Consider the following 15,464-nt stretch of genomic DNA (forward strand, 5'->3'; position numbering starts at 1 on the left):
AACTGCCCACACTGTCATCAACGTAAGCAGTCAATAACAGTATCAATAAGTCGCCTTTCTGTTAATAAAGCAAGCCCACGTAAAGATGCTAAGACGATAACTAAGAAAGTACAACTTAAACAATCAGTTTCCTATTCGGGTGTATGAAAACTCTCAGATATTCCATGGAAAAGTAGGCCTTCAACTTGAAACTGTAGAAGAAGCACGACAAAAACAGCGAATTACAAAAACAAGTAAAAACAATCAGTTTAATAAACGTCATCAAGTGAAAAACAAAGAGATGATTTGTCATTCGAATAAAAAAGACCTTCCGTCATAACTTGGGGAGGCTTTTTATTTGTTTTCAAGAAGTTCTAATATTATTTTACTTAAATGTTCTGTTTTAGAATAATCGTAATTTTCAAGCTTATTAATTAATTTCCTCAACTGTGGTCCACGATGAGAATTGTTCCCAGTAGACGCCTGATTAGTCATTAGAGAATCCATCGATGTGCCGAGAGCAGTTGCCAATCTTAAAAGGGTAGTTGAACTAACATCGTTTGATCCACCACGCTCAAGGCGAGAAATAAAATTAATTGATAGATTGCTTAACTCAGCAAGTTGTTGTTGGATCATATTTAATTCATGGCGACGGTTAGCAATATTTTTTCCTAATTGTTGTTCCATAGTTGATTATTCCTTGTTTTTTATTTTAAGGGTAATATGATTATATACTAAAGTTGCTAAACGGATCGAACTAAAAGAGAATATGATTTATTGAAACTTAATCTCAGCTAAAAATCAGTACCTAATCTTATTATATTGGTTCAACAAAAGTAAGCTGTTAAAACTTCTTATGATTAAGTAGAGCAGAAAATAAACAAACTCCTACTTGAAAATATTTCTAGACAAATTTTAAATTAACTTGACGGGTATAAGGAGATAATATATAATTATATCCGTTGAGTTATTCCGGCATAGCTCAGTTGGTAGAGCACCTGACTGTTAATCAGGTTGTCGTCAGTTCGAGTCTGACTGCCGGAGTCGATTGAGATGTTAGCTGTTTGGCTAGCATCTTTTTTTATGCCTTCTAAACATCTTTTTAATAATTTGAATTGCATATTTACGGTTTTTGACGATAGATTATTAATTTTTATATCAAAAAAATTGTAGATGTTTTAACATGAGAATATACTAAAACTGTAACTAGTTTCATATGTAGTTTAGGAGAATGGAGGTATTTATAATGCGATTTAGTAAAGCAATCCTTGTTGCAACCAGCATAATTGCAATTGGGCTATGTACAAGTGGCTGTAGTAGTTCTAGCACGAGTTCCAACAGTAGCAAGAGCAGTGCCCAAGTCTCATCAGCAAAAAAAGAGGAGTCACATATTGTGGGCTCGTATCGTGATGATGCCGATGGAGCTGCTATTCAGATGGAACTGGGACATATGTAATGGCAAATCCGACGCAGGCTGATATTCATGATCAATTGACCTGGAAAAAGGAAAAGAATAATTACATCATTAATTTAAATGATAGTAATTATGATACGCCAATTGATGCGCGGCTAAATGAAGATAATTTGAGCCTTGTAGGTAACGATGAATGGCCTAATCAGTCATTTAAACGAGTTCATGGTGACTTTGACGTTGATAATTTCTTAAAAGAACAACATGCGAAAACTAACAGTTCTACAACTAAGGATACTCATTCTAAGGAATCATCGACTCATGCCCGCGCAGCACTTAAAAAATGGGCGAGTGACCACCACAAAGACACCAGCGAGATTGATAATTTGAAGGCTGCGACTGACCTATCTGAGCCAGATGAAGGTTGGGCCTTTGTTGATGATAATGGAACTGAATATGCCATTGTTCGAAATGGAAAAGTTTACCCACGTCCGGTTATTGATGGTGATACGTCATCTAATTAATAATCTTAGCGACAAACTTAATAAAATAAACAATTATAGCTCATAAATGCGTTTGCGTTCTCATCAAAAACTTATTTTTCAATTGACGATATTTTGAAACACGTTTATAATAGTACTATTCTGAATTTTATTGTTAAAGTTTTTTAATGTTTAGAATACGTATTCAATTAACATTGTGCTAATTGAAAAGTGAAATTATTTGGAGGAATTGTATGAGTAAACAAAAGAATTTGGATACCTCCTTCTTTGGACAACCGCGTGGATTGTCGACATTGTTCTTCACTGAAATGTGGGAACGATTTAGTTACTACGGAATGCGGGCTATCCTTCTATTCTATATGTACTACGCTGTTACCAAGGGTGGTTTGGGTATGGACCAAGCTACCGCAGCATCAATTATGTCAATTTATGGTTCATTAGTTTACCTGGCCAGTGTTGTCGGGGGATGGTTATCTGACCGTGTATGGGGATCGCGTCGAACGGTCTTCATCGGTGGTGTCCTTATTATGTTTGGACATATCGCTTTGTCATTACCATTTGGTGTGTCAGCACTTTATGTATCAATCGCTTTGATTGTTATTGGTACCGGGTTATTGAAGCCAAATGTTTCAGAAATGGTTGGGGGCTTATACAGTCCTGAAGATCGTCGTCGAGACTCTGGTTTTAGTATGTTCGTTTTCGGGATTAACTTAGGGGCCGCTGTTGCTCCTTGGGCTGTCCCTTGGGCTGCTAATGGCTTTGGCTTAAACCTTTTCCATGGTGAAACGAACTTCCACGCTGGTTTCTCACTAGCTGCTATCGGAATGTTCTTTGGGTTAGTACAATATGTAGTTGACGGCCGGAAGTATCTTTCAAAAGATAGCTTATATCCTGATGATCCGATCGATAAGGAAAGTTTACGTCCAGTAATTATTTGGTCAATTGTTGGTGTTATTGCATTAGTGATCATTCTTGGATTGCTTGCGGCAATGGGTCAATTAAACATCAATAATATCATTACAATCATTACGGTTATTGCTATTGCTTTACCAATCTACTACTTTGTAATGATGTTGAATTCCAAGAAGGTTACAAAGGATGAAAAGTCACGGGTTGTTGCTTACATTCCACTTTTCATTGCTGCTGCTATCTTCTGGGCAATTGAAGAATCAGGTTCAGTTGTTTTAGCCCTCTTCGCTGAACAACGGACTATTTTACACATTGGTGGCTGGCACTTTGCTGCTGCTAACTTCCAGACATTGAACCCATTATTCATTATGATCCTAACACCATTTTTCGTTGCACTTTGGGATCACTGGAAAAAACAACCAAGTGCTCCTGGTAAGTTTGCTGCTGGGTTAGTAATTGCAGGTCTTTCATATGTTTGGATGGCACTTCCAGCAATGATTCACGGTACAACCGCTGGACGGGTTAGCCCATTCTGGTTGGTTGGTTCATGGTTCATTGTTGAAATCGCCGAAATGTTAATTTCACCAATTGGTCTTTCAGTAACTACTAAACTTGCACCAAAAGCATTTAAGTCTCAAATGATGAGTATGTGGTTCTTGGCGGATGCTGCTGGACAAGCGGTTAACGCCCAGGTTGTTAAGTACTACTCATCAGCTACAGAAGTTCCATACTTCTTAATTATCGGGGCAGTAAGTATCGTCTTCGGATTGATCCTTTGCTTATTCGTTAAGAAGATTCATGGCTTAATGGATGGTGTAGACTAAAAATTATATTAAAGAGATCGAGAATAATTCTTGGTCTCTTTTTTTATGAGGTGAGTTATGAAAATCGCAGTAAGCAGTGACCTTCATTTAGATTTAAATCATGCTGATGTTGCAGAAATTATTACTCAACAGGCGCATTATTTAACCCGTCAAGAAATTGATCATTACTTTTCTGTGGGGGATTCCTTTAATGATTTTGCGCAAACCAGCGTATATTTTGCGGAACTACAATCGCAATTGCCTATCACAAAGGTCCATTATCTTGCCGGTAACCACGATATGTTAAAAGGGGTCACTTATGAGCAATTAGAAAATTTGGATGATGATCTATATTTTCATAACCGATTTATCGATATTCCCCAAACAAACTGGCGGATTATCGGTAACAATGGTTGGTATGATTATTCGTTTTCAACGTATGAAAGTAATGTAAAAGGGGTCGCAAAATGGAAGCGGGCATATTGGGTGGATCGTCCAATTATGCAGCCAATGAATGATCCAGAACGAATGGCGATTATTTTACACCAAGTTGAAGAAAACCTAAAATAGGCTCGCAATCAACAAAAACAGGTTATCTTTATGACCCACTTTGCACCGATTAGAGAAGCTCTCCCGCATCCAATTATTGAGTTAGCACGGCGGCAGCGGATGTGGGAGATGACGACAGCAATGTTGGGTAGTAGACACTTAGGAGCATTACTCGCTAAATTCCCGGAAGTAAAAGCAGTTTTCTATGGGCATCTTCATTATGCTCAATCATTAATTACTGTTGGAAATATTGAATACCGTAATCAAGCAGTTGGCGTAAGACGCAAAAATAGTGAGAACTGGAAGGGGAAAAGCCTATTAGATCAATGGATTAGCTGCCTTTATACTAAAAAATCTAGTTTTTTCAAAAAAAGAAGAAAAAACACTTGCAATGAGGTTGGAAATTAGGTATTATAATAAACGTTGATTGATAAGAAATATTTAATCAAGCAACTTCTTGGAGGAGTAGCGAAGTCTGGTTAAACGCGACGGTCTGTAAAACCGTTCCTTCGGGTTCGGCGGTTCGAATCCACCCTCCTCCATCTTTATTATTGGGCTATAGCCAAGCGGTAAGGCAACGGTTTTTGGTACCGTCATGCGCTGGTTCGAATCCAGCTAGCCCAACTGTTATTGAAAGGCTAAGAAAAACGTCTGTTTTTCTTAGCCTTTTCTAGTTCAAAATTTTATTAAGCTATATGAAAAAAGGAATGACAGCCAATGCCTAAACAAGGTCATTTTGCAAAAAGCATGCGAACTAAACAAATAAATGATTTTAAGGTGAAACGCAATGCGACTGGTGCGACCATTGATGATGAACAGTTAACAGATTTCCTAGTGGTTCGCTTTGCTTTAACAGCTAAGAAGAGGGTTCAATCTGGGGCTCGAGAAACTGCTCAACGGTTCTTGATTGAAATTTGTGATTCTTTACAAGAAAATGATGGAGATTTACAGGCGATCATTCCAAATTTACTAGTGAGTCTTAATGCCCGGGTACCTTGGCAATTCTATCCAGAAATTCTGGGAGAGTGGGATTTGCTTCAAAAGTTTTTACAAAAAGAACTTCCTGCAGTTCCGTTAGAAAAACGTCTACGAATTAAGCACCCAGTCACAACCCAGGAAATGGAGACGTTAATTGCAAAATTATTGGCCAGAAAGATTACTGCAATTACGTTTATTAATCAGCCGGGAGTTGATCCACATAAAAAAGATCAGATGATGCCAATGATGCTAACAACGATCTATCATGATCAAACGATTGAATGGGATAAAGTACGGTTATTACTGGCGCCATTTAAGTTTGAAATTGCCCCTGAACTAGACGAAGAAACAAAAGACTGGTTAAAGAAACTAGCAGAAAAATAATAACGTTGACTTTCGTTCTGCTTCCTTGGTAGAATTAAATCGTTATTGTAGAGCTGTGGTGGAGTTTTTATCACCGTGGCTCTTTTTATTTTGATTTAAAGGAGGAAGCGGAAAGCAATGGCAGAAAAAAACTATTCACGGATTTATCTCGCAATTGGTTCCCTTGCATTACTAACGTTTATCGGAATTTTGAATGAAACATCGATGAACGTCACATATCCAGAACTATCTGCTCAGTTTAATGTATCACTCGATGTTATTCAGTGGATTACAACTGGCTATTTATTGATGGTAACAATTACGATGGGGACAACTGCCTATCTATTACGCCAATATCAAGCGCGTTGGTTGCACTTATTTGCAGTATCATTTTTCATTATTGGTGACTTGATGTGTGCTTTGACTGGTAATTTTCCTATTTTGTTAACGGGGAGGTTGATTCAAGCAATGGCAACTGGGTTAGCAACCCCAATAATGTTCCATTTAATTTTTACGGAGATTCCGCGTGAAAGAATTGGCATGATGACCGGAATGGCTGCAATGGTTATTTCGTTTGCACCAGCACTGGGACCAACATATGGTGGGGTCATTTCAGAAATGCTGTCATGGCGGATGATCTTTTGGATTTTACTACCAATTGTTTTGATTAGTCTTGTATATGGTCAACTTTTTATTCGTAATAAACCGCTTGGAAATGATAAAGCATTTAGTTATGGAAGCTTGATTACACTGGCAATTGCCCTTATTAGTATAATTAGTGCAGTTTCTTCAATTGGGAAACAAGGATTTGGCAAGCAGTTTTGGCTTTTATTATTGGTAGCAATTATTTTCTTTAGCACCTTTATCTATATCAATAATCATGGTAAATCAGAATTGTTTGACTTAAAGGTGTTTAAGGTTTTCCCATTGCGGCTATCAACTGTTACTTATTTTAATTTACAGTTTATTAACATTGGAATTTCGCTTGTTATTCCGATTTACGTTCAATATGTTTTGCACTCTTCGGCAATTGTCGCAGGTCTTATTTTATTTCCCGGGTCATTAATCGGTGCTTTTATCTCGCCATTTGCTGGAACTTTGGCTGATCGTTATGGTTTTGCTACGCCAGTTATTTCCGGGGGGATTCTTTTGGTTATTGGGACAAGTTGCTTCAGTATTTTCCAACGTCATTTAACGCCATTACTAATAACGATCTTCTTTGTTATTTTGCGAATTGGGTTTAACTTTGCTTTTTCTAATACAATTTCCAATGCTTCAATGTTGGTTCAACCGCAAAATGCCCCTGATGTAAACTCAATTTTTAATATGGTCCAACAATTTGCCGGCTCACTGGGAACTAGTCTTCTTGCCTCTACAATTGCTTTATTCCAAATGGGCAACAGCGGTTCACTGATGGGACGTACATATGCTGGAGGACGATTTGACTTTATCTTATTGGGCGTTTTGGCAATCATTACTTTATTAACAATGGTTACTAACTATCGCATGCAACAAAAGAAGGAAAGTATTTCTCAATAAGTGGTTGAATTAGCCTGACAAGAATGTAATAATGTGGCTTGATTAATACAAGTTATTACAGGTTTTAAAGAAAGTGACTATAAGTTAAAATGATACATTCTATCGTTCACTTTATGGTGAGCAATCAGGTTTTTACGCTGTTTATTTGTCTTGCAATTGGCTTTTTGATTGGCAGCTATAAAATTGCGGGTAAATTTAATATTGGAGCAACTGTGGGAACGTTAATTGTGACCTTAATCGTGGGGCAAATTGGGAGTTTTCCCCGGGACGAAATGTTGGGAACGATTTTCTTTGGCGCCTTCATGTTCTCTGTTGGTTATCGGATCGGGCCTCAGTTATTAGTTAGTTTGAAACTATTTGGGATTCGAATTTTAATCGCTAGTATTTTCTGGATGGTTGTTGCATTCTTAGTTGGGTGGAGTCTTTTTTCCACCTTTAAGATTGGACCAGGGATCGCTGCCGGGGTTATTTCAGGAGCCCTCACCCAGTCAGCTACCGTTGCCAGTTCGTTGCAAACGATTGGGTCATTGCCAGTCAGTCAAAGTGTTAGGGCAACTTATGAGGCTCAACTCCCAGTTGCCTATGCTTTAACATATGTTTTTGGGACATTAGGGGTAATTATCTTTTTACGTGACCTAGCACCTAAAATTTTGGGGATTTCAATTGCTGAACAGGGTCCTAAAATGGCTGAGCATTATCACTTTCATGCTAAAAACCCGAACCCAACGTGGCGACGAACATATCGCATTGCAAATGATTCACCGCTTGTCGGCAAAACGCTTGAGGAATTTAATCGACGGTCTAATTACCGGATTATTGGGTTAGCTGCTTTTCATGATGGCAAAATGACTGACCACCTTGAATATCAATTGCAGGCTGGCGACTTGCTAACTGTTATTGGTTACGCTGTTCATTTCGATCGGTTGATGCGAGTACCAGGATTAACAGAAGTATTGACGCCAACCAATGCGCCGCGTGAACGAGCTTTTGTTCTGGGAAAAAACTTTAAACCGGGTGAATTAGCCCTTCTACGGCAACATGGGGTTTTTGTGAACATTCAAGACCCAATCAGTGGAAACCAACAATTGATTAACCAGTTGCGACCAGGGGATGTGATTTCATTGACTGGGAATACATCACGAACCAAAGCAATCTTAAAAAAGATGGGACGCTGGAAAGCTGCAGATACAGCGATGAATTATTCTTTATTCTCTTTAGGAATCGGTTGTGCTTCCCTTTTAGGAATTATCGGGCTAAAATTAAATAGTATTCCGTTGCAACTAGGGAATGGAACGGCGGCTTTAATTATGGGACTAATCCTGAGTTCATGGATTGAGCGTCACCGTGACCGTAAATCAATCCCTGTAACGGTAACCAGCTTTCTTCAGAGTTTTGGACTAACGCTTTTTGTGGGGACAGTTGGTTTACAATCAGCTCAAGCATTTACAAGTGCAATTAAGTCGTTAGGTATCGGGGTCTTATTTATTGGGGCGATGATTTCAATAATGCCACATTTGCTAACGCTGTTCTTTGGACGCTATGTATTGAAAATGGAACCTCTTGCTTTAATTGGAGCAATGACTGGTTCAGGAACGATTGCAGCGGCAATGAATGAGATTTCGCAAAAAGCAGGGCCGGAAGGTGGCGCATATTATGCGGCTGCCTTTACTCCGGCGTTTGTAGTTGGTAATATTGGAATTACATTACTAGGGCCGATTTTTGTGGCGCTACTATCATAATTTATCGCTTAGAAAGGGCGTGCAAAATTATAATGCAACAATTTTTTACAATTTTAGGTGGAATGGGGACGCTGGCAACAGAGAGTTATGTACGTCTGTTAGATAAAAGAACGCCAATTCATCGTGATCAAGATTACTTAAACTATTTAGTTGTTAACCATGCAACCGTTCCTGATCGTACTACATGGATTCTCGATCATAGTCAACCAGATCCTAATGAGGCCCTGATTGAAGATATTAAACAGCAAAGTCTTTTGAATCCTGCATTCTTTGTTTTAATTTGTAATACAGCCCATTACTCTTTTGATAAGTTACAGGCAGCAACGGAGATTCCAATTCTCAATATGCTGCAAGAAACGGTTAACGAGATCAAGAAGATTAAGCCGGATGCAAAGCGGGTTGGCCTATTAGCCACTAAGGGAACTTTGGCAGCTAACCTATATGATCCTTATATTGAGAAGGCTGGGTACGAACTTATCAAGCCAACTCCTGAGATTGCCGATATGACAGAAGACCTGATTTACCATGATATCAAAGAGGCTGGTCATTCCGATGGCAAGAAGTATCATGAGCTAGTACGGAAAATGATTGAAGAACAAGGAGCAGATGTAGTAGTTTTGGGTTGTACTGAATTATCTTTTGCAGAAGAGATGGATCCTGAAACTAAGTACCCTGTTGCCGATTCACAATCAATTATTGTTGATCGCTCCCTTGAACGAGCATTGAAATTACGACAAAATAATAAAAATTAAAAATTAGAGACCGGAGAAAGGTAATAATTCCAACGGTCTCTAATTTTTATTAATTTTTTGCCGATATTTTAAGAAATTGGTCTAGATTTTTGGAAATGGTGTAAAATATACACATGCGCAATGTTTAGCAAACAATGGCGTAAGGAGGAAAGAAAATGAGTTCACCTGTTTATATTCAAATTCATAATCAGTTAAGACAAAACATTGAAGATGGTGAGTGGAAAGTTGGCGATAAAATTCCCGCTGAACGCGAACTCGCTAATGATTTTGGCGTCAGTCGAATGACTTTGCGGCAAGCAATTCAAGCATTAGTTGATGAAGGAATTCTTGAACGAAGAGTTGGCTCTGGAACTTTTGTCGCTAATCGCAAAGTCCAAGAAAAGATGTCAGGAATAACGAGCTTTACTGAATTAATGCACGCGACAGGGAAGAAAGCTGCTAGTAAGACAATTTCTTACCACTTGACGATCCCTTCGCAAACAGAGGTTGAAAAGCTAAAGTTAGCCCCAGATGAACAGGTTTTACGAATGGAACGGGTTCGTTATGGAAATGATGTGCCAATTTGTTATGAAATCGCAACTGTTCCTGCTAACCTCGTTCAAAAATTTAGCAAAGAAGAAATTACCACGTCTTTTTATCGGACGCTAGAAAAAAAGGCGAACCTCTATCCTGGTCATGCAACTCAGCATATTTCAGCAACGAAGGCGACGGAAAAGATTGCTAATTACTTGCAGATTAAACGTGGAGATGCTCTCTTGCGAATGACCCAACTATCTTACTTGCAAGATGGTCGTCCTTTTGAATATGTCCACACTCAATATGTTGGATCACGGTTTGAATTTGTCTTTGAAAAGTAATCAAGACAAATCCATGTTACAATACTGATTAACGATATTACTTTTGAGAGGAATTATACTAATGAAATTTGATTATCCGGATGATAGCCTTACCCTGCATACTGATGCGTATGAATTGAGTATGATGCAGACCTACTGGAAAAAAGGAATGGGTAACCGCCGTGCTGTCTTTGAGGCCTTCTTCCGTAAAATGCCATTTAATAATGGGTACGCTGTTTTTGCCGGGTTAGATCACATTATTCGCTATGTAAAACAATTACATTTTACTGATAGCGACATTGAATACTTAAAGTCTACGAATCAATTTGATGATGACTTTCTAGAATATTTACGTAACTTTAAATTTACGGGTTCAATCAACAGCTTTGAAGAAGGAGATCTGGTATTTAACCATGAGCCTATTATTCAAGTTGATGCGCCGATTATTGAGGGCCAATTGATTGAAACGGCAATCTTAAATATTCTTAATTATCAGATTATGATTGCGACAAAGGCTTCACGGATTAAGTCAATTGTTGGTAACCAAACTGTAATGGAATTTGGCTCACGTCGGGCACAGGAATTGGATGCAGCTTTGTGGGGAACGCGAGCAGCATATATTGGTGGCTTCGATGCAACAAGTAATGTCCGTGCAGGTAAATTATTTGGTATCCCGATTTCAGGAACCCATGCCCATGCTCTTGTGCAGGTATACATGAATGATTATGACGCATTTAAAGCATATGCAGAAACTCATCATAATTGTGTCTTTCTTGTGGATACTTTTGATACCTTAAAGAGTGGGGTTCCTAACGCAATTAAGGTTGCTAAGGAATTTGGCGATAAAATTAACTTTATCGGTGTCCGCATTGACAGTGGTGATATGGCCTACCTATCTAAAAAAGTACGCAAAATGTTGGATGATGCTGGTTTCCCAGACGCAAAAATCATCGCATCTAATGGCTTAGATGAAAAGACAATTCAAAACTTGCAAATGCAAGGGGCGAAGATTGATACATGGGGAATCGGGACTAAGCTAATTACTGCCTATGACCAACCAACTTTAGGGGCCGTATACAAATTAGTCGCTATTGAAGATGAAGATGGCCAACTTGTTGATACGATTAAGATCTCTAATAATGTTGGTAAAATGTCAACTCCCGGCAAAAAACAAGTATGGCGGATTAACGATCGTGGAGACGGCAAGAGTGAAGGGGATTATATTACATTAGTTGATGAGGATCCTCGTAATGAAAAGTCACTCAATATGTTCAATCCTAACTTCCCACTCCAGCAAAAAGACGTGGAGGATTTTACCGCCCGGCCAATGCTAAAGACAATCTGGCAAGATGGTAAGTATGTTTATGATGAACCGACCTTAGAGGGGAGTCGTCAACACCGTTTCGATAGCTTAAATGCTTTGTGGGATGAATATAAACGCGATTTAAACCCAGAAGTATACCCAGTCGACTTATCACAGAAATGCTATGATAATAAACTTAAATTAATTCACCAAGTTCATGAATATGTTAAATCATTGAATAAGTAGAGGTAATCTGTAGTGCGAAAGTATCAAGAAGAAATAATTAATGCATTAGGCGTTAACTCGCAAATTGATCCCCAAGCAGAAGTAACTAAACGTGTTCAGTTCATCTGTGACTTTCTCCAAACCACTAAGATGAAGGCCTTAGTATTAGGAATTTCTGGTGGTCAAGATTCAAGTTTGGCGGGGCGGCTTTCACAATTGGCAGTCGAAAAGCTGCGGGAAGAGACTGGCGACAATGAATACCAATTTATCGCAGTCCGGTTGCCATATGGTGAGCAAGCTGATGAATCAGATGCAATGTTTGTGATTAATGACTTTATTAAACCTGATAAAATAATGCGGGTTAATATTAAGGCGGCTACTGATGCGATGGTGGCATCCTTAAACGAAGCCGGTACGCCAATTAGCGATTTTAATAAGGGAAACATTAAAGCCCGAGAACGAATGATTGTCCAATATGCTATTGGTGGAGAAAACAAAGGAGCTGTAGTGGGAACAGACCATGCCGCTGAAGCAGTAACTGGTTTTTACACTAAGTTTGGGGATGGCGGTGCCGATATCACGCCACTTTCTGGATTGGATAAGCGACAAGGAAAGGCCTTATTACAATACTTAGGAGCACCAGCAAAGCTTTATGATAAAACACCAACCGCAGACTTGGAAGAAGACAAACCAATGCGTCCCGATGAAGAAGCGCTTGGTGTTCACTATGATGAAATTGATGACTACTTAGAAGGTCGTGAAGTTTCGCCAGCAGTTGCTGAAAAAATTGAAGGCTGGTATCGGCGAACTCAACATAAGCGTCACTTACCGATTGCTCCATATGATACTTGGTGGAAGTAAATTGATAATAAAATGGGAGGCTGGGAATCAACTCAGTCTCTTTGCTAGTTTTAAGGAGAATGATGATGGAAGAGGAAACACTTCAACTTGTTAGTAAACAATTACCGGATATTCGCCCTCAACAAATTAAAGCGGCCCTCGGATTAATGGATGAAGGAAATACAATTCCTTTCATTGCCCGTTACCGTAAAGAAATGACGGGCACGCTTGATGAAGTTCAATTGCAAGCGATCCGGGATGAATATCACCGGGTAACGACATTGCAGGAACGTCAAGCAACAGTTATCAATAAAATTAAAGAGCTCGGTAAGCTAACACCGGCGCTCAAAAAGCAAATTAACAGTGCGACCGAATTGCAAGAAGTAGAAGACCTTTACTTGCCATATAAGCAAAAGCGACAGACGAAGGCCCAACAAGCTCGTGAACATGGCTTGGCACCGTTAGCAAATTGGCTGCTATCTTATCCCGATGATGATTTAAGTGCGAAGGCGCAAGAGTTTATTAACGATGATGTTCCTGATGCTGAGAGTGCATTAACAGGCGCACATGAAATTTTGGCTGAAGCAATTAGTGAAATGGCCACGGTACGAAGCTGGTTGCGAAATTATACTGCCCAACATGGTCAATTAGAGACAAGCGTAAAACGTGGTGGCGAAGAAAAGGATGAACTGGGGACTTACAAGCAGTACTATGAGTTCACTAGTCCAGTTCAAAAATTAAATTCTTATCAAATCTTAGCCTTTAATCGCGGAGAAAAAGAAGGAATTATTAACGTCAAAATCACTTTAGATGAAGAACCGGTGATGAATTACCTTCGTTTCCGTTTGATTAAAACTAGCAAGAAAAATGACGCGACTGCCTTTATTGAGGAAGCTTACAAGGATGCCTACAAGCGTTTCTTGGGCCCTGCAATTGAACGGGAACTGCGGCGACAATTAACAGAGGGCGCTGATGAACAGGCAATCAAGGTCTTTGGTGAAAATCTCTATCATTTATTGATGCAAGCACCAATTAAGGGAAAAGTTGTGTTAGGATTTGACCCTGCTTACCGAACTGGTTGTAAGTTAGCGGTTCTTGATGAGAATGGGAAATTTTTAACTAAAGCAGTTATTTACCCCCACAAACCGGCGCCAGAAAAGCAACGTGCGACAGCAGAAAGTGAATTTATTGACTTACTAGAAAAGTACCACGTTGAAATGATTGCGATTGGTAACGGGACAGCTAGCCGGGAATCAGAACAGTTTGTGGCGGAAGCTCTTAAAAAGATTAAACGGCCAATCTATTATGTCATCGTAAATGAAGCCGGTGCCTCTGTTTACTCTGCAAGTAAGGAAGCGCGTGATGAATTTCCTGACTTGCATGTTGAACAGCGAAGTGCAATTAGTATCGGTCGTCGTTTGCAAGATCCACTTGCTGAATTAGTCAAGATTGATCCTCAAGCGGTTGGTGTTGGGCAATACCAGCATGATTTGCCGAAGAAAGAATTGAGCGGGGAACTGGAAACAATTGTTGAACGGGCGGTAAATCGGGTAGGAGTTAACCTCAATACAGCTAGTTACCAGTTGTTGACGCGGATTTCCGGTCTTAATAAAACGATTGCTAAAAATATCGTTACCTATCGAGATGAAAATGGCCGCTACACAAACCGGACACAGTTAAAGAAAGTGCCACGGTTAGGACCTAAAGCTTATCAACAATCTGTTGGTTTCTTACGGATTATTGGTGGCGAAAATCCATTAGATAACACCGATGTTCACCCAGAAAGTTACCAGGTGGCGGAAAAGATTATTCAAGCGGCGGGAATTAATATTGATGAGTTGGGAACGCCAAGTGCTGATGATAAGTTAAAGAAAATTGATGTTAAGCAGTTTACGGATGATCAAGTCGGGACTGAAACCGTTACTGATATTATTTCTTCCTTGCAAAAGCCAGGTCGTGACCTGCGTGATTCAATGCCTGCTCCATTATTACGCCATGATGTAATGACGATTGAAGACCTTAAGCCGGGGATGAAGCTTCAAGGAACTGTCCGGAACGTTGTCGACTTTGGAGCCTTTGTTGATATCGGTGTCAAACATGATGGGTTAGTTCATGTTTCAAAGATGAGTAAGCAGTTCATTCGTGATCCGCGGACAATGGTAGTCGTTGGTGATATTGTTGACGTGTGGATTGATGATGTCGATTTGAAGCGTCAGCGGATTCAATTAACGATGCTTGAACCGGAGACAGTCACAAATGACTAATGCTGAATTACAACAATTGACCGAACAGTGGTCAAAAGAATACTTTGGGCGCGAATTTACGCACAAGGTATTTTTTAATAAGCGGTTAAAAACAACCGGTGGACGCTACCATTTAAGTGACCATCATATTGATATCAACCCGTTAATGTATACTGAGTTTGATCTTCATAATCTGCGCCAAGTGGTTCTTCATGAATTGTGCCATTATCATTTACATCTGTTAGGAATGGATTATCACCATCGCAGTAGAGAATTTAAAACTTTACTAGCACAGGTGGGAGGATCAAGATATGCGCCACCGACTAGTAAAAGAAAGGTAAATTCTAAGAAAAAATGGCATTATATATGTACCGGTTGTGGTGTTGAAATCGCACGACAACGGCGTTTCAACACCCAAAGATACATTTGTCGACGATGTGGGCACAAATTTATTTTAAAAAATTGAAAAAAGTTGTTGCCAACGAATAAGTA

Annotated in this window: 15 protein-coding genes and 3 tRNA genes; 17 read left to right on the forward strand and 1 reads right to left on the reverse strand. The window is 39.3% G+C overall.

The genetic code is table 11. The features are described 5' to 3' along the window. Nucleotides 1–333 precede the first annotated feature (333 nt). The gene (locus tag AACL61_RS08465; RefSeq protein ID WP_102816718.1) at nucleotides 334–666 is read right to left on the reverse strand and encodes a helix-turn-helix domain-containing protein; all 333 of its coding nucleotides are present in this window, start codon (nucleotides 664–666) and stop codon (nucleotides 334–336) included. 284 nt (nucleotides 667–950) lie between these two features. On the opposite strand from AACL61_RS08465, the gene AACL61_RS08470 reads away from it, so the two are divergent. From AACL61_RS08470 to AACL61_RS08550, 17 genes are all read left to right on the forward strand, one after another. Beyond that, nucleotides 951–1,023: transfer RNA gene (locus AACL61_RS08470), tRNA-Asn, on the forward strand. Between the two features lie 202 nt (nucleotides 1,024–1,225). Continuing rightward, a complete protein-coding gene (locus AACL61_RS08475) occupies nucleotides 1,226–1,435 on the forward strand; it encodes a hypothetical protein (protein WP_339111244.1) in 210 nt (69 codons plus the stop codon). Beyond that, complete coding sequence (locus tag AACL61_RS08480; RefSeq protein ID WP_339111245.1) at nucleotides 1,435–1,914, forward strand: lipocalin/fatty acid-binding family protein; 480 nt, start codon at nucleotides 1,435–1,437, stop codon at nucleotides 1,912–1,914. The genes AACL61_RS08475 and AACL61_RS08480 overlap by 1 nt, the downstream gene beginning before the upstream one ends. A gap of 212 nt (nucleotides 1,915–2,126) precedes the next feature. Then, a complete protein-coding gene (locus AACL61_RS08485; protein ID WP_102816669.1) occupies nucleotides 2,127–3,626 on the forward strand; it encodes a peptide MFS transporter in 1,500 nt (499 codons plus the stop codon). 57 nt (nucleotides 3,627–3,683) lie between these two features. Next, the gene (locus tag AACL61_RS08490; RefSeq protein ID WP_226061906.1) at nucleotides 3,684–4,175 is read left to right on the forward strand and encodes a metallophosphoesterase; all 492 of its coding nucleotides are present in this window, start codon (nucleotides 3,684–3,686) and stop codon (nucleotides 4,173–4,175) included. Between the two features lie 30 nt (nucleotides 4,176–4,205). After that, entirely contained in the window at nucleotides 4,206–4,562 is a 357-nt protein-coding gene (locus AACL61_RS08495; protein ID WP_231125407.1) for a hypothetical protein, read from the forward strand. Nucleotides 4,563–4,613: 51 nt separating this feature from the next. Beyond that, nucleotides 4,614–4,696 (forward strand) — tRNA-Tyr (locus AACL61_RS08500). A 10-nt stretch (nucleotides 4,697–4,706) separates the two neighbouring features. Further along, nucleotides 4,707–4,778: transfer RNA gene (locus AACL61_RS08505), tRNA-Gln, on the forward strand. A gap of 93 nt (nucleotides 4,779–4,871) precedes the next feature. Next, nucleotides 4,872–5,516 (forward strand): hypothetical protein, encoded by a 645-nt coding sequence (locus AACL61_RS08510; RefSeq protein ID WP_102816670.1) that lies wholly within the window; start codon nucleotides 4,872–4,874, stop codon nucleotides 5,514–5,516. Nucleotides 5,517–5,633: 117 nt separating this feature from the next. Then, complete coding sequence (locus AACL61_RS08515; RefSeq protein WP_339111246.1) at nucleotides 5,634–7,034, forward strand: MFS transporter; 1,401 nt, start codon at nucleotides 5,634–5,636, stop codon at nucleotides 7,032–7,034. 89 nt (nucleotides 7,035–7,123) lie between these two features. Further along, nucleotides 7,124–8,773 carry an aspartate-alanine antiporter-like transporter gene (locus AACL61_RS08520; RefSeq protein ID WP_102816672.1) on the forward strand — a complete coding sequence of 550 codons (1,650 nt, stop codon included), beginning with the start codon at nucleotides 7,124–7,126 and terminating at the stop codon, nucleotides 8,771–8,773. Between the two features lie 32 nt (nucleotides 8,774–8,805). Beyond that, on the forward strand, nucleotides 8,806–9,525 hold the full coding sequence (locus tag AACL61_RS08525; protein WP_003670574.1) for an aspartate/glutamate racemase family protein: 720 nt from the start codon (nucleotides 8,806–8,808) through the stop codon (nucleotides 9,523–9,525). A gap of 155 nt (nucleotides 9,526–9,680) precedes the next feature. Then, nucleotides 9,681–10,382: a GntR family transcriptional regulator gene (locus AACL61_RS08530; protein WP_003666262.1), complete on the forward strand. Its 702-nt coding sequence runs from the start codon at nucleotides 9,681–9,683 to the stop codon at nucleotides 10,380–10,382. 61 nt (nucleotides 10,383–10,443) lie between these two features. Continuing rightward, nucleotides 10,444–11,910: a nicotinate phosphoribosyltransferase gene (locus tag AACL61_RS08535; RefSeq protein ID WP_339111247.1), complete on the forward strand. Its 1,467-nt coding sequence runs from the start codon at nucleotides 10,444–10,446 to the stop codon at nucleotides 11,908–11,910. Nucleotides 11,911–11,922: 12 nt separating this feature from the next. Beyond that, nucleotides 11,923–12,750 (forward strand): ammonia-dependent NAD(+) synthetase, encoded by an 828-nt coding sequence (gene nadE / locus AACL61_RS08540; RefSeq protein ID WP_339111248.1) that lies wholly within the window; start codon nucleotides 11,923–11,925, stop codon nucleotides 12,748–12,750. 65 nt (nucleotides 12,751–12,815) lie between these two features. Then, entirely contained in the window at nucleotides 12,816–14,993 is a 2,178-nt protein-coding gene (locus tag AACL61_RS08545) for a Tex family protein (RefSeq protein ID WP_339111249.1), read from the forward strand. Beyond that, nucleotides 14,986–15,438: a SprT family protein gene (locus AACL61_RS08550; protein WP_102816677.1), complete on the forward strand. Its 453-nt coding sequence runs from the start codon at nucleotides 14,986–14,988 to the stop codon at nucleotides 15,436–15,438. The genes AACL61_RS08545 and AACL61_RS08550 overlap by 8 nt, the downstream gene beginning before the upstream one ends. The last annotated feature ends 26 nt before the right edge of the window (nucleotides 15,439–15,464 follow it).

It is taken from the genome of Limosilactobacillus reuteri subsp. porcinus (assembly GCF_036621895.1).
Classification (GTDB): Bacteria; Bacillota; Bacilli; order Lactobacillales; family Lactobacillaceae; genus Limosilactobacillus; species Limosilactobacillus reuteri_J.

Coding starts and splice junctions, on each gene's coding strand:
- AACL61_RS08465 (WP_102816718.1), bottom strand. CDS start 666: ATGGAACAACAATTAGGAAAAAATATTGCTAACCGTCGCCATGAATTA.
- AACL61_RS08475 (WP_339111244.1), top strand. CDS start 1,226: ATGCGATTTAGTAAAGCAATCCTTGTTGCAACCAGCATAATTGCAATT.
- AACL61_RS08480 (WP_339111245.1), top strand. CDS start 1,435: ATGGCAAATCCGACGCAGGCTGATATTCATGATCAATTGACCTGGAAA.
- AACL61_RS08485 (WP_102816669.1), top strand. CDS start 2,127: ATGAGTAAACAAAAGAATTTGGATACCTCCTTCTTTGGACAACCGCGT.
- AACL61_RS08490 (WP_226061906.1), top strand. CDS start 3,684: ATGAAAATCGCAGTAAGCAGTGACCTTCATTTAGATTTAAATCATGCT.
- AACL61_RS08495 (WP_231125407.1), top strand. CDS start 4,206: ATGACCCACTTTGCACCGATTAGAGAAGCTCTCCCGCATCCAATTATT.
- AACL61_RS08510 (WP_102816670.1), top strand. CDS start 4,872: ATGCCTAAACAAGGTCATTTTGCAAAAAGCATGCGAACTAAACAAATA.
- AACL61_RS08515 (WP_339111246.1), top strand. CDS start 5,634: ATGGCAGAAAAAAACTATTCACGGATTTATCTCGCAATTGGTTCCCTT.
- AACL61_RS08520 (WP_102816672.1), top strand. CDS start 7,124: ATGATACATTCTATCGTTCACTTTATGGTGAGCAATCAGGTTTTTACG.
- AACL61_RS08525 (WP_003670574.1), top strand. CDS start 8,806: ATGCAACAATTTTTTACAATTTTAGGTGGAATGGGGACGCTGGCAACA.
- AACL61_RS08530 (WP_003666262.1), top strand. CDS start 9,681: ATGAGTTCACCTGTTTATATTCAAATTCATAATCAGTTAAGACAAAAC.
- AACL61_RS08535 (WP_339111247.1), top strand. CDS start 10,444: ATGAAATTTGATTATCCGGATGATAGCCTTACCCTGCATACTGATGCG.
- AACL61_RS08545 (WP_339111249.1), top strand. CDS start 12,816: ATGGAAGAGGAAACACTTCAACTTGTTAGTAAACAATTACCGGATATT.
- AACL61_RS08550 (WP_102816677.1), top strand. CDS start 14,986: ATGACTAATGCTGAATTACAACAATTGACCGAACAGTGGTCAAAAGAA.